Genomic DNA, 16,295 nt, shown 5'->3' with positions numbered 1-16,295 from the left:
TCCGCGAGCCATGTCCTTCATCCTCGATGCCCTCCGCCGCGCCGATTCCGAACGGGAGCGCGGCCGCGTGCCGGGCCTGCATGCGCAAGCCCATGCCATGTCTGCAGACCATGCGGCCGATGACCATGGCCCAGCCGGTGGCCGCTTCGGTGCCATGCAATGGCTTGTCGGCGGCGCAGCAGCGCTGGCGCTGGTCTTGCTCGGGGCCTGGGCCTCGACATGGCTCTCCGCGCCGGAACCGGTGCATCCGCCAGTCGTGGCCGTGTCTCCTGTTCAGCCGGCGCCCCTGTCCGCGCCGCCTCCCCGCAGTACGCCAGGTCTCGTCGAGTTGCAGGCACCGCCGCTTGCCGCGGCGCTGCCACCTGTTCAGCCCGCAGCTTCAGTGCTGCCGAAAGAGCAGGCGCTGCCGCTCTTGAGCCAGTTGCCCGAAGAGTTGCGTCGGCAGGTGCCGGCCCTGACCTCGGGCGGCTCGATGTATTCAGAGACGCCGGCCAGCCGCATGCTGATCCTGAACGGACAGCTCCTGCATGAAGGCGACCTGGTTGGCGGAGTCTTGCTGCTTGAAGAGATCAAGCTCAACGGCGCCGTGCTGTCGATCAAGGGTCAGAAGTTCCGCATCAGCTTCTGAGCTGAGCCGGCGCGCTCAATGTTCGTGCGAATCGATCACGCGCTCGATCCGTTTGCCGGGTCCGATGCACCCGCGAATGCAGGCCAGCCTCGTCAGGCCGCGTCTTCGTCGCGCAGGTTCAGCCGCTCCATGCGGTAGCGCAAGGTGTCGCGCGAGATGCCCAACAGCTTGGCGGCCTGCGTGACATTGCTGCCGCTTCGTTGCAGCGCGCGTTGCACCAGGCGGCGCTCGGCGCGCTCGAGATTGAGATCGTCTGCGTCGTCGTCGTCGCCGCTGCCTTGCGGCGGCTGTTGGCTACCCGCTGTCGACAGAAACCCGAACTCGCGGAGCCCGATGCGGGGGCCTGGCGCCAGCAGCAGGGCCTGTTCGATGGCATTGCGCAGTTCCCGTACATTGCCCGGCCAGGGGTAGCGCTGCAGCGGCAGCAGCAACTCCTCGCCGAGTTCGGGCAGCTCTCGCCGGTAGCGCTGGGCATGCCATTGCAGGAAATGCCGGGCCAGCAGCAACACGTCGGTGCCGCGCTCGCGCAGCGCGGGCACCGGCACTTCGATGATGCGCAGCCGGAAGTACAGATCGGCCCGGAAGCGCCCCTCGCGCACCATTTGCTCCAGCGGGCGGTGCGTGGCCGCAATCACGCGCACATTGGCCCGCTGCTCGCGAATGCCTCCCAGGCGACGGAAGCTGCGGTCCTCCAGCAGCTTCAGCAGCTTGACCTGGGTGGCTGGGTCCGCCTCGCCGATTTCGTCGAGGAAGAGCGTGCCGCCGCTGGCGGCCTCCACCAGGCCGATCTTGCGCTGGCGGGCATCCGTGAAGGCACCTTTCTCATAGCCGAACAGCTCGGCCTCGATCAGCTGCGGGGGCAGGGCGCCGCAGTTCAGTTCCACGAACGGTTGGCTCGCGCGAGCACCGCCGAAATGCAGGGCCCGAGCCACGAGTTCCTTGCCGGTTCCTGTCTCGCCCTGGATCAGCACGCTGGGTGGGTTGTCGTCCGACAGCTGCCGCTCCGCGCTCACGAGCAGGCATACGCGTTCTCGCAGCGCCGTGACCTGGGAGGACTCACCGATGATCTTGTCCAGGCCGCTGTGATTCGCCTCGCGCTGGCGGTAGTACTCGACACGGCTTTGCAACCGACCTTGTGCCAGCAGCCGTTCGAGCAGCAGGCGCAGTTCACTCAGCGCGAGCGGCTTGGCCAGATAGTCGGCTGCACCCTGCTTGATGGCCGAGACGGCGAGTTCGATGCCGCCATTGCCCGTCATCAGGACAACGCGCGCTTCGGCATCCATGGCGCGCAGCTTGACCAAGGCCTCCAGTCCGGTCTGGCCCGGGAGGTTGTGGTCCAGCAGCACGATGTCCGGCCGGAAGCTGGGGTAGAGCTCGAGGCCCTCCTCGGCGGAGCCGGCCACCTGCGTGGTCCAGCCCAGGCGCTGCAGGTAGGTCGCGATGTTGCGGGTCAGCACGGCCTCGTCATCGATGATGAGAATGGCCTGCCCGAATGCAGCGGGCTTCTCCGGCAAGGTGGAGCGCGAGGCGGTGTTCAAGCTGCGGCCCCCGTCGTGTCGGCCGGCAGGTCTGTCACGGGCAGATGCAGGTTCACTCGCGTTCCCTGGCCTGCAGGACTCTGCAGTTCGACATCGCCGCCCAGCCGCTTCAGGATGCGCTGCGACAGGGCCAGGCCGAGGCCCAGGCCGCGGGGCTTGGTGGTGTAGAAGGGCTTGAACAGGTTCTGCATCTGCGCAGTGCCGATTCCAGTGCCGCTGTCGATCAGTGTGATGAGCGCCAGCTGCCCGCGACGCGAGGCTTGCAGGCTGATGCGGTCACCCGCCTGGGTGGCCTCGGCCGCATTGGCGAGCAGGGAATTGAACACCTGGGCCAGCACCATGGGATCGGCGGCCACCTTGCCCAGCTCCTGCGGCATCTCGATCAAGAATTGCTTGCCCTGTCTCTTCAGCTCAGGGGCAAAACGGGCCACGGCATCGCGCAGCACCGCCGCGAGGTCGGCGCTGGTCTGGTGTTCCGAGGGATCGCTGGCGTAGGTGAGCAGGGTGCGCACCAGATGTTCGATGCGATCGACGTTGCGCATGGTTTCCGCATGCACCTCTGCCTGCTCGCCACCCAGTTCATGGTGCAGCTCGGCCGAGGTGCGAATCGAGACCAGCGGGTTGCGGATGCTGTGTGCCACGGCGGCCGAGAGCTCCCCGACGATGGCCAGCGCCTCGGCCTCGATCAGGCGACGTCGTTGGTCCTGCAAGGCACGCTCGGTATGCCGCACGAAGCCGACCAGTATCAGAAAGAGCATGGCACCACCTGCCACGGCGCCGAGCTGTATGAGGTGCTGGCCTGCGCGGATCGCGGCAAACAGGGCATCCGGCTGTCGATAGAGCTCGATCACGCCGATCTGTTCCTTTCCACTCTGGTCGAAGACCGGAAGGTAGTCTTCGACGAACATGACGTCGGCGCGCAAGCCCTGATGTTCGGCCTTGTGCGCCTTGTTGGCCGCTTCCTCATCTTCTTCCTCGCGGTGGACGACCACGCGCCCCCGCAGGGCTGCGTCCAGCTCGTCGTTGGAGGGGAAAGTATTGCCGATGAGCTCGGACCGGCTGGACCACAGCACCCGGCGGTTGGTTGCATAGACATTGGCGCGCAGCACGTCGGGCATGGCCGCGACATGGGCGAAGAACTCGGTGGTTTCCTTGCTCTCCGGGCCATCCGGGTCCTTGAAGAAGCTGCCGACCTGCTGGATGTTGGCGATGCTCTGCACGAAGTCGCGGCTGAGCGCCGCATCGCGTTCGAGCATCCGGGTCGCGAGGTAGTTGCTGAGCAGCCAGGCCATGCCGAGGCTGAACAGCCCGATGGAGAGGGCGCCCACCAGTGCGAACCAGCGTGTCAGGCCCAGCCCGGTGGTGGGATCGATCAGGCGTTGCGGCCAACGGCCGATGGAACTGGATGAGGCAGGGGGCATGTACGGGCTCCTTGTCGCCCGAAATGTAGCCGCGCTGTCCCCTCACAAGCCTTACGGCTGTGGTTCCTTACCTGCTGAAAGTCGGCTGCACCTTGGCGTCGGCTCCCAGCACTACCGTGCAGCTCGGCGCGCTGCCGCTGCAAGCACCGCTCCAACCGAGGAAGCTGGCGCCGGCAAGCGGTACCGCTGTCAGCGTGACCGAAGTGCCCAGCTTGTACTTCGCTGTGCAGGTGCCGCCACAGCTGATGCCTGCAGGACTGCTCACAACATTGCCCGTCTTGGATTTGGTGACCGTCAGCGTGACGCTGGAAGCCGCACCACCGCCGCCGCCACCGCCACCGCCACCGCCGGCCACAGCGCTGAACTGGGCCGAGACCGACTTCTCGGCATCGAGTCGCACGGTGCAGCTCAGGGCATTGCCTGCGCAGGCACCGGACCACAGGGCCAGTGCATTGCCGGAATCAGGCTTGGCCGTCAACGTTACTGTGGTGCCCGGCGGGTAGACGCCGTAGCACTTGTTGCCGCAGCTGAAGACCTTGTCCGAGGACGAGACGCTGCCGCCTCCGGTGACCGTGACGCGCAGCGTGTTCAGGTCCAGGTTCGCTGCTGCGTTTTGCGCGCCTATGGCATCGCCGAGTTCTCCCGCGCTGGGTGCGGTGCAGGTGCCATCCGCGCACAAGGCCTCGTTGGTGATCGGGTCGAGTGCCCCGGCGTACTTGTAGTGCTCGTAGCGGCGCACCACGGCATGCTTGCCGTTGCCCAGGTTGCCCTGGTTCACCAGCTTGCCGCGCCGGCGCTGATTGCCGCCCGAGGGGGGCTCCTGCTGCAACAGCGTCCAGCTGACTTCCTGATGTTCGGCATCGGCGGCGACGACGGCGCGGTTGTCACCCATCAGCTCATGCAGGTCGACCTTGCGGTCGAGTTCGTTCTTGTAGACCTTGACCCACTGTGCCTCGCCGTACTTCGGCACCGGCGCGGGCGGCGCTGCTGGCACCTGGACCTCGGCCACCACGAGGGGTGGCTGGGCCGGATCGGCCGGTGGCTGCGCTGTCCAGATCGGGGCCGGCAGCGACACGTCTGTGCCTGCCCTGATCAGCTGACCCGGGTTGGCTGGGTCCGGCAGCAGCCAGCGATACAAGATGCGGGTCGGGTTCACATAGCTGGTGCTGATGCCGAAATGCTCGCAGCCTGCCGTTGCGTAGGTGCCGGGCATACCCAGGGTCCAGCACGACTCGCCGGGCACGGTGCTGCGGTTCACCGGCCTGGGCGTGCAGGACGTGAAGCGGCCGGAGGCGGCGTCATAGGGCGACATCCAGCGCACATGGGTGCCGCCGGGGAAGTCCGTGGCCTTGCCGAAGCCGTAGCGAATCACGCTGGCATCGAAGTTCGACGGGAAGATGCGGCTCAGCTGGGCTGCGTTCACGCCCCAGACCTCCATCTCGAAGCCGCAGGCTTCGCCGCCGGTGTTGTTCAGCACATCGAAGTTCTGGTAGGAGCCCGCCATGACCACCGCCTGGGCGCGAGCCTGGAAGGTCGGGGCCAGCAGCAGCAGGGCGAGGGCCAGGGGTTTGAGCCGCTGCAGGTGGCCGGGCTGGGGCGAGTGCGTGCTTGTCATGGTGTCTCCTGTCCCTGGGCTTATTTCGCGGGGCTGGTGACGCGGATGCGCAGGTTGTCCAGCGCGAGGTGGTTCCAGTCTTTGCCGTTGCTGTCGAAGGCGAGGGCGACGTAGTCGACCAGCCCGGTGTAGTTGGGACGGGCCATCGCGGGCGCGCCGGTGAAACGGATGCGGCCACGCTTCTTGTCTGTCAGGCCGTTGTAGACGGTCTTGCCCTTGAGGTAGAGCACGAAATAGACGTCGCCCGTGGCGTCCAGGCCGCGGCGGCTCCAGAGATCGATGCCATCGAAATAGAAGGGCGTGCCGTCGCTGTGGCGCCAGTAGGTGCCATTGCTCGAGCCCATGGCCAGGTACTTGTTGCCGGTGACCTCATTGGTCATGTAGTAGTAGCTCGACGACCAGTCGAAGCCGCCGTAGCCGTCCGGCAGGTTGGCGGCCAAGGCAGGTTTGGGCAGTTCGTCGAAGGCCAGCAGTTGTGAGCTGTAGCTCTGCGCCTGTGCCGCAGTGGCCAGCATCAGGCCGGTGGCAAGGAGGGAGAGGCGGTGCAGTGCGGAGGTCATGGTGTCTCGTCGGGGTGGGCAGTTGCGATGCCCTTGTTGGCGCAAGTCCCATGCCTGCCCGGTATCTGCCCAGGCGCCGATGTGAATCAATGACTTGGCGAGCCTCCTCCTGGCGGGTGCGGGGCAAATCGCGCAAAGGGGCTGGGGCATTTCCCCCAATCCATCACGATGTCCGACCATTTGACGAGGTCCAAACACTGCCCGACTCAAAGCTTGGATATCGTGCAGGCAGACCGGGCCATGGGAGAAGTCATGATTTCTTGAGGTTCTTGATCATGGTCATGCGCCGCTGTGGCGGCCAATCAGAAATGCATCACAGAATGTGTGACGAGGACCTATTGCAGGGCTAGCGCGTGTCAGACGGAGTCGATGAATGCTGAAGAAGATCCCGACCGCCCAGGTCCGCACCGGCATGTTCATACACGCGCTGGATGGCCCGTGGCTGGCGCACCCGTTCTGGAAAACCAAGTTCGTGCTGCAGGAGCCCGCCGACCTCGCCGCCTTGCAAGGGAGCAAGGTGCCCGCTGTCTGGATCGACGTGAGCAAAGGCCACGACATGCAGGCCGAGGCCGAAGCGGTTGCGCCCCCAGAACCTGCCGCCGCTATTGCGCCGGATGCGCCTGCTGCACAGGCGCTCGCGCCGAGTCGCGAGGCATCGACCCTGAGCACGGGGCGGGTCTCCAGCGCGGCCGAAATGGCGCGTGCCGCTGCCCTGGTGAACCGTTCGCGCCAGCAGGTGATGACGCTGTTCGGCGAGGCGCGCCTTGGCAAGGCCGTCGATGCCGAGCAATGCCTGCCCCTGGTCGAAGATGTGGCCAGTTCGGTGGCGCGCAATCCGTCCGCGCTGATCAGCCTGGCCCGGCTCAAGACCAAGGACGACTACACCTACATGCACTCGGTGGCCGTGTGCGCCCTGATGGTGGCGCTGGCCCGCCAGCTCGGCATGGACGAGGCGAAAACCCGCGAGGCCGGCCTTGCCGGTCTGCTGCACGATGTGGGCAAGATGATGATGCCGCTCGGCGTACTGAACAAGCCGGGCCAGCTGACCGACGACGAGTTCACGCTGATGCGCTCGCACCCGGTGCGCGGCCATGAGGCGCTGAAGAAGGGCGGGGCCGTGCCCGAGTCGGCGCTGGACGTCTGTCTGCACCACCACGAGAAGATGGATGGCACCGGCTATCCGCACAAGCTCGCCGGGGAGCAGATCAGCCTGCTGGCGCGCATGGGCGCGGTCTGCGATGTCTACGACGCCATCACCTCGACCCGGCCCTACAAGGCCGCATGGGATCCCGCCGGCTCGGTGCAGCGCATGGCGCAGTGGCAGGGCCATTTCGACCCGGCCGTGTTCCAGGCTTTCGTCAGGTGCGTGGGCATCTATCCGCTGGGCACGCTGGTGAAGCTGCACTCGGGCCGCCTGGCCGTGGTGGTGGACCAGCATCCGACCAATCTGGTGGCGCCCACGGTCAAGGTCTTCTTCTCGACCAAGTCACAGCTGCCCATTCCGGTGGAGCTGCTGGACCTGTCACGCGGCAGCGACCGCATCGTCGGACGCGAGCAGCCGGCCGACTGGGGCTTCAAGAACATCGACGATTTCTGGTCGCAGCAGGACGGGCGCTGAGCGGCCGCGGCCTGGTGTGTTCCCTGGGCGGCCCGCGAGGGCACGCCGGCCCAACTGGTCAAGGCCGGCTCGACGCTGACGGCCCAGCTGAGGCAAGAAGCTGGCAATGACGCCGCAGTACCTGTCTTCCGGTGACGAACCCTGGGTCGCGGCGGCCTTCTCGCCTTCGCTGTTCGGGTCAGGTGGCGTGATCTGAAGGACACGGTTCAGTACAGCCGCACTGCCGTATCGAAGTGCCAGGTGCGGCGGATCTCGATCACGTCGTATTCGCGGGCCAGTGCCGGCTGGAAGGCGGGGTAGTTGGCCTGGCCCTGGATGATCTGGCGCACCGCTTCATCGATGGCAGGCACGCCGCTTGAGCGCACGAAGGTGATGGACTCGACCGAGCCGTCGCGGCGCACCGCCACCGTCACCACCGGGTCGGAGTGCGGCTGCCTGGCAGCTTCGCGCACCACGTCCAGCGTCATGTTGAGCTGGATCTTGCGAGCCCAGGCCTCGCCGTAGAGCACCAGTTCGGCGTTCGGGTCGATGCGGCCGAAGAGCCGGGCGCGGCGTGCGGTGCTGAGCGAATACGGCAGATTGTTTTGCGCCGGCGAGCTCGCCGCCTGCCGCTCCGCAGCGGCCGCTGCCTTGGCCGCGGCCTCGCGGCGATCTGCCTCCTCGTTCAACTGGCGACCAATGGCCCGCAGCCTGGCTTCGCGCAGTTCGGCGGCTTGCGCGGCTTCCAGCCTCGCGGCCTCGATCTTGGCGGTGGCTCGGGCAGCCGCTTCCTGGCGGGCCGCCTCTTGCTGAGCGGCGGCCTGGCGCGCGGCGTCGGCACGGGCGGCGTCCTGCCGCGCCGCTTCCTGCCTGGCGGCCTCCTGTCGCGCGGCGGCCTGGCGTTCGCCCTCAACACGTGCAGCCTCAATGCGCGCCGCTTCCTGGCGCGCCGCCTCCTGCCTGGCTGCGGCCTGACGCACGGCTTCCTGCCGTTCGGCTTCAACCCTGGCGGCCTCGACGCGAGCGGCTTCCTGCTTCGCCGCTTCCACACGGGCGGCAGCCAGGCGCGCTGCTTCACGGCGTTCGGCTTCAGCGCGCGCGATGGCTTCCAGGCGCGCGGCCTCCTGCCTTGCGGCTTCAATCCTTGCTGCCTCCAGCTTCGCGGCCGCAACGCGAGCGGCTTCCTGGCGCTCAGCCTCCTGCCTTGCAGATTCAACGCGAGCGGCTTCCAGCTTCGCCAGCTCCTGCCTGGATGCAGCCTGGCGAGCCGCCTCGGCGGCCGCGGCTTCGATGCGTGCGGCTTCCTGCCTGGCGGCCTCCTGCTTGGCGAGTTCCTGTTTCGCCGCCTCCTGTTTCGCTGCCAACTGGCGGGCGGCCTCCTGGCGCGCCGCCTCGGCGCGTGCGGCTTCGATGCGGGCCGCTTCCTGCCGGGCGGCCTCGCGCTTGGCAGCGGCTGCTTCCGCGGCGGCGGCTTCGGCCTGCTTCAGCGCGGCCTCCTGCCTCAGGCGCTCGCGCTCGGCCAGTTCGGCTGCACGCTCCCGCGCTTCCTGCTCGCTGCGAATGCGCGCTTCTTCCGCCGGGTCGCGCGTGGACGAATCATCAGACTGCGGGCTGGGTGCACTGGCTGCCGCCTTGATCGCAGGCGAGGGCAAAGGGGCAGAGGCGGCAGCGACGTTCCACTTGGCCGCCTGCGGCCTTTCCACCGCCAGTACCGTAGGCTCGGGCAAGGGCGGCGGCGGTGCGGGTGGCACTGCCCTGGGCTCGACGCGTGCCCTTTGCTTGGCCGGGTCGGCCGGGCTGTTGGCGCCTGCCGTGTCTGCTGTTTTGGGCAAGGCCGGCGCGATGGCCGGCTGGGCCTCCAAGGCAACGACCTGTGCCGTCCATTGCGAAGCCAATGAAGGCGCGGAGGCAGGCGTGCCCGGCGCGGGTTCGCTCGCGGCGGCTGGCGGCTCTGCCGGTGTTTCGGCTGTCGGCGCCGATGCGGCCGCCGGCACGAGCACCACGCGCAGCTCCGGCACTTCGACCCTTCGGTGCTCCCAGGGGAAGCTCAGGCCCGGCAGCCCGAGCTCGGCGCTGCCAAAAGCCAGGCTCAGGAGCAGGGCGTGGAAGACCAGAGAAATCGTCAGTGCAAAAGCAGGGCGGCGTCGCTCGGCATTGCTGGTGAGGTGGCTCGGCCACTCATACACGGGCACGGCCGCTTGCCGGGACTCAGCCATTTGCTCATCAAGGGCAGGGGGCTGAGTCGTGTCGTAGCCGGAGGTCTTCCTGGAGCTCAAAAGCGCCCCACGGTTGCAATGCGCAAGCCGACCGGACCGCTGGGTCGGTCACGGGCTTGCAAAAGCAGGGCAGAGACATGCAGGCGCCACATCGGCCGCATTGTCCTATCCAAATTCACCGGTTTTGCGGCGCCGCTTCACGTGGTCTGGTCAGACCCACACGGGAAAACCCTTCCATCGTGGACAGGCAGGGCACTTCGGCCCAGGTCATTGCTGGACTAGGCCTGCCACACGCCGTAGCCAGCCTCTCGCAGGCCGATGGCGAGCTCGACCTCCATCTCGCGGGCCGCCTCGTAGGGCATCGGGTTGTAGACCTCGTACAGCTCGGGCATCAGCCGCACGCCGTACTTCAGGACGAAGCGGTTGGCCTGCACGCCGGCCATGTGCTTGTCAAAGCGCAGGTCCGGGTCCAGGCCGGTCATGCCGACATAGAGGCAGGGCTTGAGCACGTCGTGCCCGGGATTGGCCTTGCGGTAGGCCGGCTCGTTCCAGACGCGCTCGGACAGGAGCACGACGTAGACATGGTGGTGGTCGGGGCGTTTGCGGCGCGGCATTGCAGCCTATTTTCAATGGCGCCGCGTCACGCGCCCGCTCAGTGCTGTGCGTGCAGAAGCCTGGCCGACCAGTGCGGTTGGCACGCGAGTTCTGCGGCCGTGATCTCGTCCGTGGTCACCGTGTACTCCTGGCTGCTGCGCTCGACGAAGTAGGCGCGCCGGAAGCGCTGCAGAAGACTGCCAAGTGCGGGGCGAGCCTGGCTTGCCGGGCCGTTGAAGGTCATGATCAGCGTTTGCATGGTCTGCTTTCCGAAGGAAGCCCGGCATGGGAGTGCTGCCGGGTCCTTCCTGAACGCCACTGCGCAGCCGCAGTTGACGCCGCGGTCGATGCGTATCGGACAGTTACATGCCTGTGCTTGAAACGCCTGCCGCTGCGCCACAAGGCGCTTGGTGCGCTGCGCCGCCTGACTTCCGCCAGATCAGCGTGAAGTTGTTGGCCGGCATCGGCACGATCTCTTCCAGCGTAAAGCCTTCAGGGCGGGCGCCCTTGGCCAACTCATCGATGTCGCGCACGCCCCAGCGCGGGCTTCTTGCGCGCAGGCTGGCGTCGAACGCCACATTGCTTTGCGAGGTGTGGGCGCCGCCGCGCAGGTAGGGGCCGTAGGTCACCAGCACACCACCGTCGGGCAGGAGGCTGCCGGCGCCCGCCATCAAGGCCAGCGTCGCCTCCCAGGGGGAGATGTGGATCACGTTGATGCACAGCACCGCGTCAGCCGCCGACAGGGGCCAGGGGCGCTGGGTGAGGTCGATGGCAAGGGGCGGCAACACGTTCGTGAGCTGGCCGGCGGCCGTCCAGGCCTCGATGGAAGCATGACGGGAGAGATCCATCTCGCTGGGCTGGAACCTGAGGGCGGGCAGGGCCTGGGCGAAGTGCGCCACATGCTGCCCGGTGCCGCTGCCGATCTCGAGCACGAGGCCTCCCGGCGGCAATGGGCGCAATGCGCCCGCCAGCACCTCGAGGATGGGCTGCTTGTTGCGTTCGGCGGCAAGGGCGGTCTCTCGGGCGGTCTCACGGGTATCCATGCAGGCATGGTAAGCGCCTAGCCGGCCCCACCGTGGCGCCCTGGGATAATCGCTGCCATGCATGAAGAGACCGCAAGTGCGGCGGGCGCTGTCCAGGACGAGACGGAGCTGCGCTTCGAAGACTATTTCCGTGAGGGATCCGCGCCGACCGAGGCGCTGCTGTGGTGGCAGCTGGAGCGCAACGAAGCCCAGCTGAACGCGCTGCGGGCCCTGTTCCATGGCCCGGCGGCCCTGGTGCGCCTGCGTGTCTGGGTGTTCCTGGAGCTGATGGCGCTGCCCGAGTCGCGCATGTCGCGCGAAACCCTCAACCGCCACTTCCATTTGCTGCGCGACGAGGCGCTCGAGCTGGTCTTGAAGCGCCTGCGCGAGGCCGAGCTGCTGGCCTGGGACGGCTCCAACCAGCATTACGGCGTCACGCCGCTGGCGCAGAGCATCGTCGGCCTGCTGGCGCCGCTGGCCCGGGCGCCGCAGCAGGACGGCGACCTGGCAGCGCTGCTGGCTGGCGTCACCGGCGCCCATCAGCTCGGCACGCTGGACCCGGCCCAGCTGCAGCATCTGCAAGCCCAGCTCTCGCGGTTGTACGACGAATTTGCCGACGCCATCGCCAGCGGCTCGGAGTTTCACCTGCGTCGGGCGCGCCAGCGCTTCGAGCGTGCGCTCAAGCTGGTGGACAAGGCCGGCGATGCCCTGAAAGCCATCATCGAGCAGGCCCAGGAAGACGGCAATGCGCGGCTGGAGCGCCTGGCTCGCGAGCTGGGCCTGGCGCAGGCGCGCCTGCTGGCCATGGCCAGCCAGTTCAACCGGGCCTTGCAGCAGGCCGACCGCCAGCGCGTGACCCTGGGCTCCACCGGCATCACGACGACGGACGTGCGTCGCTGGCTGCAAAGCGTTCATTTCCTCGAGAACGTCGCCCTGGGTGCGCTCTCGCGGCCGGTGCAGCCGGTGCTGGTTTCGCAGCATGAATTGCTGGATATGGCCGAAGGCGAATTCGAGCGCGACCGCCCGCAGGACGGCAGGCTGCCTGAAGCCCTGCCGCAAGGCCAGGCAGCGCCGGAAGGCCAGTTGGCCGTCTTGAGCCTGCCACCCGAAATGGCCTTGATGCAGCAGCTGCTGAACCGCTGGAGCGGCGAAGGCCATGCCGAGCAAGACCTGGCCCCGGCCGTGCTGGGCGGCAGCTATGCGCGCGCCGCCTACCGCGCGCAACTTCTGCCGCTGCTGGGTGACCCTCAAGCCCAGCATCTGGCCGGCGCGACCGGCGACATGGCGCGCCAGCCGTGGCGCGTGCTGTGGTCGGTCGAGCAGGGCGAGATCGACGATGACTATGTGCGCTGGATGAGCCGCGGCCTCCTGCGCAGCACCGATGCCGCAGCGCCCGCCGCTGCCGCCACCGAACAAGAAGAATCTTCCTCTCCGAATCCATGAGCCAAAAACTGCAAGACGATGCCGCGCTCCTCGCGGCACAACTGCTGGCGCGCCGCTGGCTGCCGCGCAGCCATGCGCTGGTCAAGCGCGCGCTGATCGACGACGAGCTCTGGGCGGCGCTCGGTGAACGCCTCGCCGCCGTGGGCCTGCGCGTGGTGGACAACCTCTATGCCGACCACATCAGCGTGGCCATGCTGCGCTCCGCCGAGTCCGCCGTGTTCGGCGAGACCGGCCTTGCGGCCAACAACAACCTCGACCTGCCGCGCGATGGCGTGGCGCTCCTGGTGGTGCTGTGGTCACTGATCATCCTGCCCAAGCGCCAGCGCCAGGTTGCGCGGGCCGACGCCATCGAGGCGGGCCAGGGCGAGATGTTCGCCACCGACAAGCCGATGCCGCTGGCCAGCAGCGTGGCGCCCAGTGTTTCCTATCGCAGCCTCCTGGCCGACTTCGGCAACCAGATGGGCAAGAAGCTGCGTATCGACTCCAACCTGAAGCTCCTGGAGCGCCACGGCTTCATCGTGCGCCGCGGTGAAGACATCGCCGAAGGCCCGCTGCTGGACCTGATGATGGACTACGACACGCTGGCGCCGCGCATCCTCGATGGCGCGCTTGCCGACGTGCTGGGTCGCTCCACCGATGCGGTGGCGGGCGCCGAGACCAAGGCCGTGATCGAGAAGCGCAGGGAACCAGAGCTTGAGCCCGAGATTGAAGAAGAAGTGATCGAAGCAGCCGTGGTCAAGCCAGATGTGATCGCACAAGAAGAACGACAAGACGAGGGCCAGGCCTGATGTTTCACCTGCAATCGCTGGAACTGCTGCACTGGGACTACTGCCAGCGCGTCTCGATGCCGCTGGACGGCGCCATCATCACCATCGCCGGGCCCAATGGCTCGGGCAAGACGACGCTCCTGGACGCAATGCGCACCCTGCTGGGCCTTGAGTGCTCGGGCGGCCGCACCTTCCGCACCTATGCGCGCCATGCCAATGCCGACACCGCCTGGCTGCGCGCCCTGGTGGACAACCGCCCGCGCGGCCGCCAGAACTCCAGCCGCCCGTTTGCCAGCTCGCTGCTCTATGCCGACCAGGTGACGCTGGCCTGCCGCATCGAGCGCCACGGCGGCGACTGGCAGCGCAAATACATCCTGGTCGAAGGCGTCCACGAGATCGAGGAGCTCGCCAAGCGCCCCGACAAGGAATGGCTGGGCATCGAAGCCTGGAAGCGCCGCCTCGAAGCCGCGGGCCTCACGCGCGCCATCGGCCGCGTGCTGGCGCTTGAGCAGGGCCAGACCGACCGGCTCTGCGAGCTGAGCCCCAAGGAACTCCTGCGCCTGGTGTTCGAGGTTTTCGGCGACCAGGAAGTGCTGGACCGCTACGAACAGGCCCGCAACCATCAGCAGCAATTGCTGAAGGAAGTGGAGCAGGCCGCGCATGAGCTTTCACACACCCAGGCCCAGGTGTCGGACCTGGCCAATCGCGTCAACAGCTATCAGCAGTACCAGCTGCGCCTGAAGGAACGCGAGCGCCTGGCCACCGAGGTGCTGCCGGTCCTGCAATGGTCCGAAGGCCGCCAGCGCACCGCCAACCATCTGCGCGAGCTGCATCGCCAGCGCCTCTTCGCGGCGCAGGACCAGCGCCAGATGAGTGCCAAGCGCGCCGAGCTGCATTCGCTCTTCGTCGCGCATGAAGCGGCCAAGCACAAGCTCGTCGAACTGGAGGCACAGCGCAAGCAGGCGCGCGCAGACTTCGACGCCGCTCGCGAGGCCGAGCGGCCGCTGGAGTTGCTGAGCAAGCGCGAGGAGGAACTGAAGGCGCTGGCCGCCGTCGAGACCGACGCGAAGGAACTGGGCGAACGACTGGCCAGTCTGAGCGGTCAGCAGCATCAGCTGCGCGAGGCCTACACCCGCGCCAACGACCAGAGCCGCAAGGCGCAGGCCGCGATGGAAGCGCTGACCGGCCAGCGCCTGCCGCCGCCACCGGTGGAAGTGACGCGCTTTCGCAAGGCGCTCGATGAGGCTGGCATCGTGCACCACGTGCTGGCCGACTGCATCGACATCGCCGACGAAGCCTGGCGTGCCGCAGCGGAAGGCATGCTGCGGCCCTCGCGCTGGGTTGTCGTGCTCGCGCATTCAAGCGACGAATCTCGCGCCTTCTCGCTGGCAGCCAAGGAGCGCTACCGCCATTACGTGGTGGCCGATGGCGAGACGGTGCCGGCGCAGGTTCCCAAGGATTCCTTGCTGGCCGCCTTGAAGGTCAATGCCAAATTGCCGGGCTGGTTGTTGCGCCAGCTTGCCAGCATCCGCTGCGTGAAGGACACGGAAGCCGGCGCCCAGCAATCCACAAAATCGGGCGGCGAATGGATCACGCCCGACGCCTATTACCGCGACGGCCGTGGCGGCCGCAGCCTCTGGGTTGAGCCGCGCGACTACCAGTTCGGCGTCTCGGCGCTGGACTCGCAACGCGGCGCGCTGGAGCGCGAGCTCACGCGCTATGACGCCGAGCTGACCCGCATTGCCAAGGAGCAGGCCGAGGTCGAGCGTCAGCTGAAGGACGTTCAGCGTGCGGCGCAAGGCCACAAGGCGGCGCAGGAGCTGGCCGAGCGGGGTGCTGATTTCGCTGAAGCCCGCGCCCGCCTGCCGGCCTTGCGTCAGGCCCGCGTCGAGGCGTCGACCCGCATGGGCCAGCTCGACCAGGAACATGACCGTGCGCTGACGCAATCGACCCGCAGCGAGCGCGACTACGAAGCCGCGCAGGGCGGCCTGAAGGCCAGCGAGGCCAATGTGCTGCGCGTGCAGCGCGAGCATGAAGGCCGGCGCGATGAGCTGCGCGCTGCAGCCAAGGCATCGCGCGAGGCGAGGGCGGCTTTCCCATCGAGCTGGGTGCAGCCCTCCCGCATTGCATCGCTGCGCGATGAATTCGAGAACGCCAAGCAGGCCGAGATCGCGATGCGCCATGTGCAGCAGGAGCTGGACACAGGCCTCAACAACGGCACCTGGGAAGTCGACCCGCAGGTCCAGGAACGCCATGCGCGCATGAGCGTCTCGGTGCTGGAGCAGACCACGCAGCTGGAAGATCGCCGCGCCAGCAACGAGATGGCGCGCATTGCCGCGTTCAACGCTCGCGAGCGCTACATCGACGTGCTGCGTGCCACAGTGCGCCGCTACAAGAAGAATGTGCAGGAGCTCGGTGAACTGGCTGGCGTCAATGCTCAAGCCGAATTGCCGCACCTGGACAACGACGACACCGTGCTGGCCCAGGCCGGCCTGCATGTGAAGTTCAACTTCGACGGCAAGGGCGAAGTCGGCCTGAACGACGGCGAAGCCTCGGGCGGCCAGCAGGTGCTGAAGAGCCTGATTCTCCTGGTGGGCCTGATGAAGGACGACGAGACGCCGGGCGGCTTCGTCTTCATCGACGAACCGTTTGCCCACCTGGACGTGCGCAACATACAGCTGGTCGGCCACTTCCTGCGCTCGACCCGCGCGCAGTACCTGCTGACCACGCCGATCACGCACAACGTCGAGGTCTTCGAGCCGAGCGAGATCACGCTCATCACCTCGAAGAAGACCCGCGGCGACCGCTGGGCACCGCCGATCGCGGTGCTGGCGAGAAGGCCGGAGAAGGGTGTGTACGACTGAGTGTCAAGCTGCAAGGGCTTGAGCTGTCAG

At 67.4% G+C, this 16,295-nt stretch carries 13 protein-coding genes; 5 read left to right on the top strand and 8 right to left on the bottom strand.

Features of this window, described 5'->3' with window-relative positions; genetic code table 11:
* Nucleotides 1-10: 10 nt before the first annotated feature.
* The gene (locus tag ABT392_RS09520) at nucleotides 11-628 is read left to right on the top strand and encodes a general secretion pathway protein GspB (protein ID WP_395385913.1); all 618 of its coding nucleotides are present in this window, start codon (nucleotides 11-13) and stop codon (nucleotides 626-628) included.
* A gap of 92 nt (nucleotides 629-720) precedes the next feature.
* Here the strand turns inward: ABT392_RS09520 and ABT392_RS09515 are convergent, their stop codons facing one another.
* The 4 genes from ABT392_RS09515 to ABT392_RS09500 form a co-directional block, all read right to left on the bottom strand.
* Nucleotides 721-2,166: a sigma-54-dependent transcriptional regulator gene (locus tag ABT392_RS09515; protein WP_334275624.1), complete on the bottom strand. Its 1,446-nt coding sequence runs from the start codon at nucleotides 2,164-2,166 to the stop codon at nucleotides 721-723.
* Nucleotides 2,163-3,587 carry a sensor histidine kinase gene (locus ABT392_RS09510; protein ID WP_395385914.1) on the bottom strand — a complete coding sequence of 475 codons (1,425 nt, stop codon included), beginning with the start codon at nucleotides 3,585-3,587 and terminating at the stop codon, nucleotides 2,163-2,165. The genes ABT392_RS09515 and ABT392_RS09510 overlap by 4 nt, the downstream gene beginning before the upstream one ends.
* 67 nt (nucleotides 3,588-3,654) lie before the next feature.
* A complete protein-coding gene (locus tag ABT392_RS09505) occupies nucleotides 3,655-5,202 on the bottom strand; it encodes an InlB B-repeat-containing protein (RefSeq protein WP_395385915.1) in 1,548 nt (515 codons plus the stop codon).
* 20 nt (nucleotides 5,203-5,222) lie between these two features.
* Entirely contained in the window at nucleotides 5,223-5,762 is a 540-nt protein-coding gene (locus ABT392_RS09500) for a hypothetical protein (protein WP_395385916.1), read from the bottom strand.
* A gap of 373 nt (nucleotides 5,763-6,135) precedes the next feature.
* Here ABT392_RS09500 and ABT392_RS09495 point away from each other — a divergent pair, with 373 nt between their 5' ends.
* On the top strand, nucleotides 6,136-7,380 hold the full coding sequence (locus ABT392_RS09495) for an HD-GYP domain-containing protein (RefSeq protein ID WP_334275620.1): 1,245 nt from the start codon (nucleotides 6,136-6,138) through the stop codon (nucleotides 7,378-7,380).
* A gap of 206 nt (nucleotides 7,381-7,586) precedes the next feature.
* Here ABT392_RS09495 and ABT392_RS09490 read toward each other — a convergent pair whose 3' ends face one another.
* From ABT392_RS09490 to ABT392_RS09475, 4 genes are all read right to left on the bottom strand, one after another.
* On the bottom strand, nucleotides 7,587-9,575 hold the full coding sequence (locus ABT392_RS09490) for a TonB C-terminal domain-containing protein (protein ID WP_395385917.1): 1,989 nt from the start codon (nucleotides 9,573-9,575) through the stop codon (nucleotides 7,587-7,589).
* A gap of 278 nt (nucleotides 9,576-9,853) precedes the next feature.
* The gene (locus tag ABT392_RS09485; RefSeq protein ID WP_334275618.1) at nucleotides 9,854-10,189 is read right to left on the bottom strand and encodes a hypothetical protein; all 336 of its coding nucleotides are present in this window, start codon (nucleotides 10,187-10,189) and stop codon (nucleotides 9,854-9,856) included.
* A gap of 38 nt (nucleotides 10,190-10,227) precedes the next feature.
* Nucleotides 10,228-10,428: a hypothetical protein gene (locus ABT392_RS09480; protein ID WP_395385918.1), complete on the bottom strand. Its 201-nt coding sequence runs from the start codon at nucleotides 10,426-10,428 to the stop codon at nucleotides 10,228-10,230.
* Nucleotides 10,429-10,531: 103 nt separating this feature from the next.
* On the bottom strand, nucleotides 10,532-11,212 hold the full coding sequence (locus ABT392_RS09475) for a DUF938 domain-containing protein (protein WP_395385919.1): 681 nt from the start codon (nucleotides 11,210-11,212) through the stop codon (nucleotides 10,532-10,534).
* Between the two features lie 57 nt (nucleotides 11,213-11,269).
* On the opposite strand from ABT392_RS09475, the gene ABT392_RS09470 reads away from it, so the two are divergent.
* The 3 genes from ABT392_RS09470 to ABT392_RS09460 are packed head-to-tail and all read left to right on the top strand — an operon-like array spanning nucleotide 11,270 to nucleotide 16,265.
* Nucleotides 11,270-12,634 (top strand): hypothetical protein, encoded by a 1,365-nt coding sequence (locus ABT392_RS09470; protein ID WP_334275615.1) that lies wholly within the window; start codon nucleotides 11,270-11,272, stop codon nucleotides 12,632-12,634.
* Nucleotides 12,631-13,422: a DUF4194 domain-containing protein gene (locus tag ABT392_RS09465; RefSeq protein WP_334275614.1), complete on the top strand. Its 792-nt coding sequence runs from the start codon at nucleotides 12,631-12,633 to the stop codon at nucleotides 13,420-13,422. The genes ABT392_RS09470 and ABT392_RS09465 overlap by 4 nt, the downstream gene beginning before the upstream one ends.
* Nucleotides 13,422-16,265 (top strand): ATP-binding protein, encoded by a 2,844-nt coding sequence (locus tag ABT392_RS09460; RefSeq protein WP_395385920.1) that lies wholly within the window; start codon nucleotides 13,422-13,424, stop codon nucleotides 16,263-16,265. The genes ABT392_RS09465 and ABT392_RS09460 overlap by 1 nt, the downstream gene beginning before the upstream one ends.
* Nucleotides 16,266-16,295: the final 30 nt, after the last annotated feature.

It is taken from the genome of Paucibacter sp. JuS9, from assembly GCF_044043925.2.
Taxonomy (GTDB): Bacteria; Pseudomonadota; Gammaproteobacteria; order Burkholderiales; family Burkholderiaceae_C; genus JAUASW01.
This window is presented reverse-complemented; position numbering and strand designations above follow the sequence as displayed.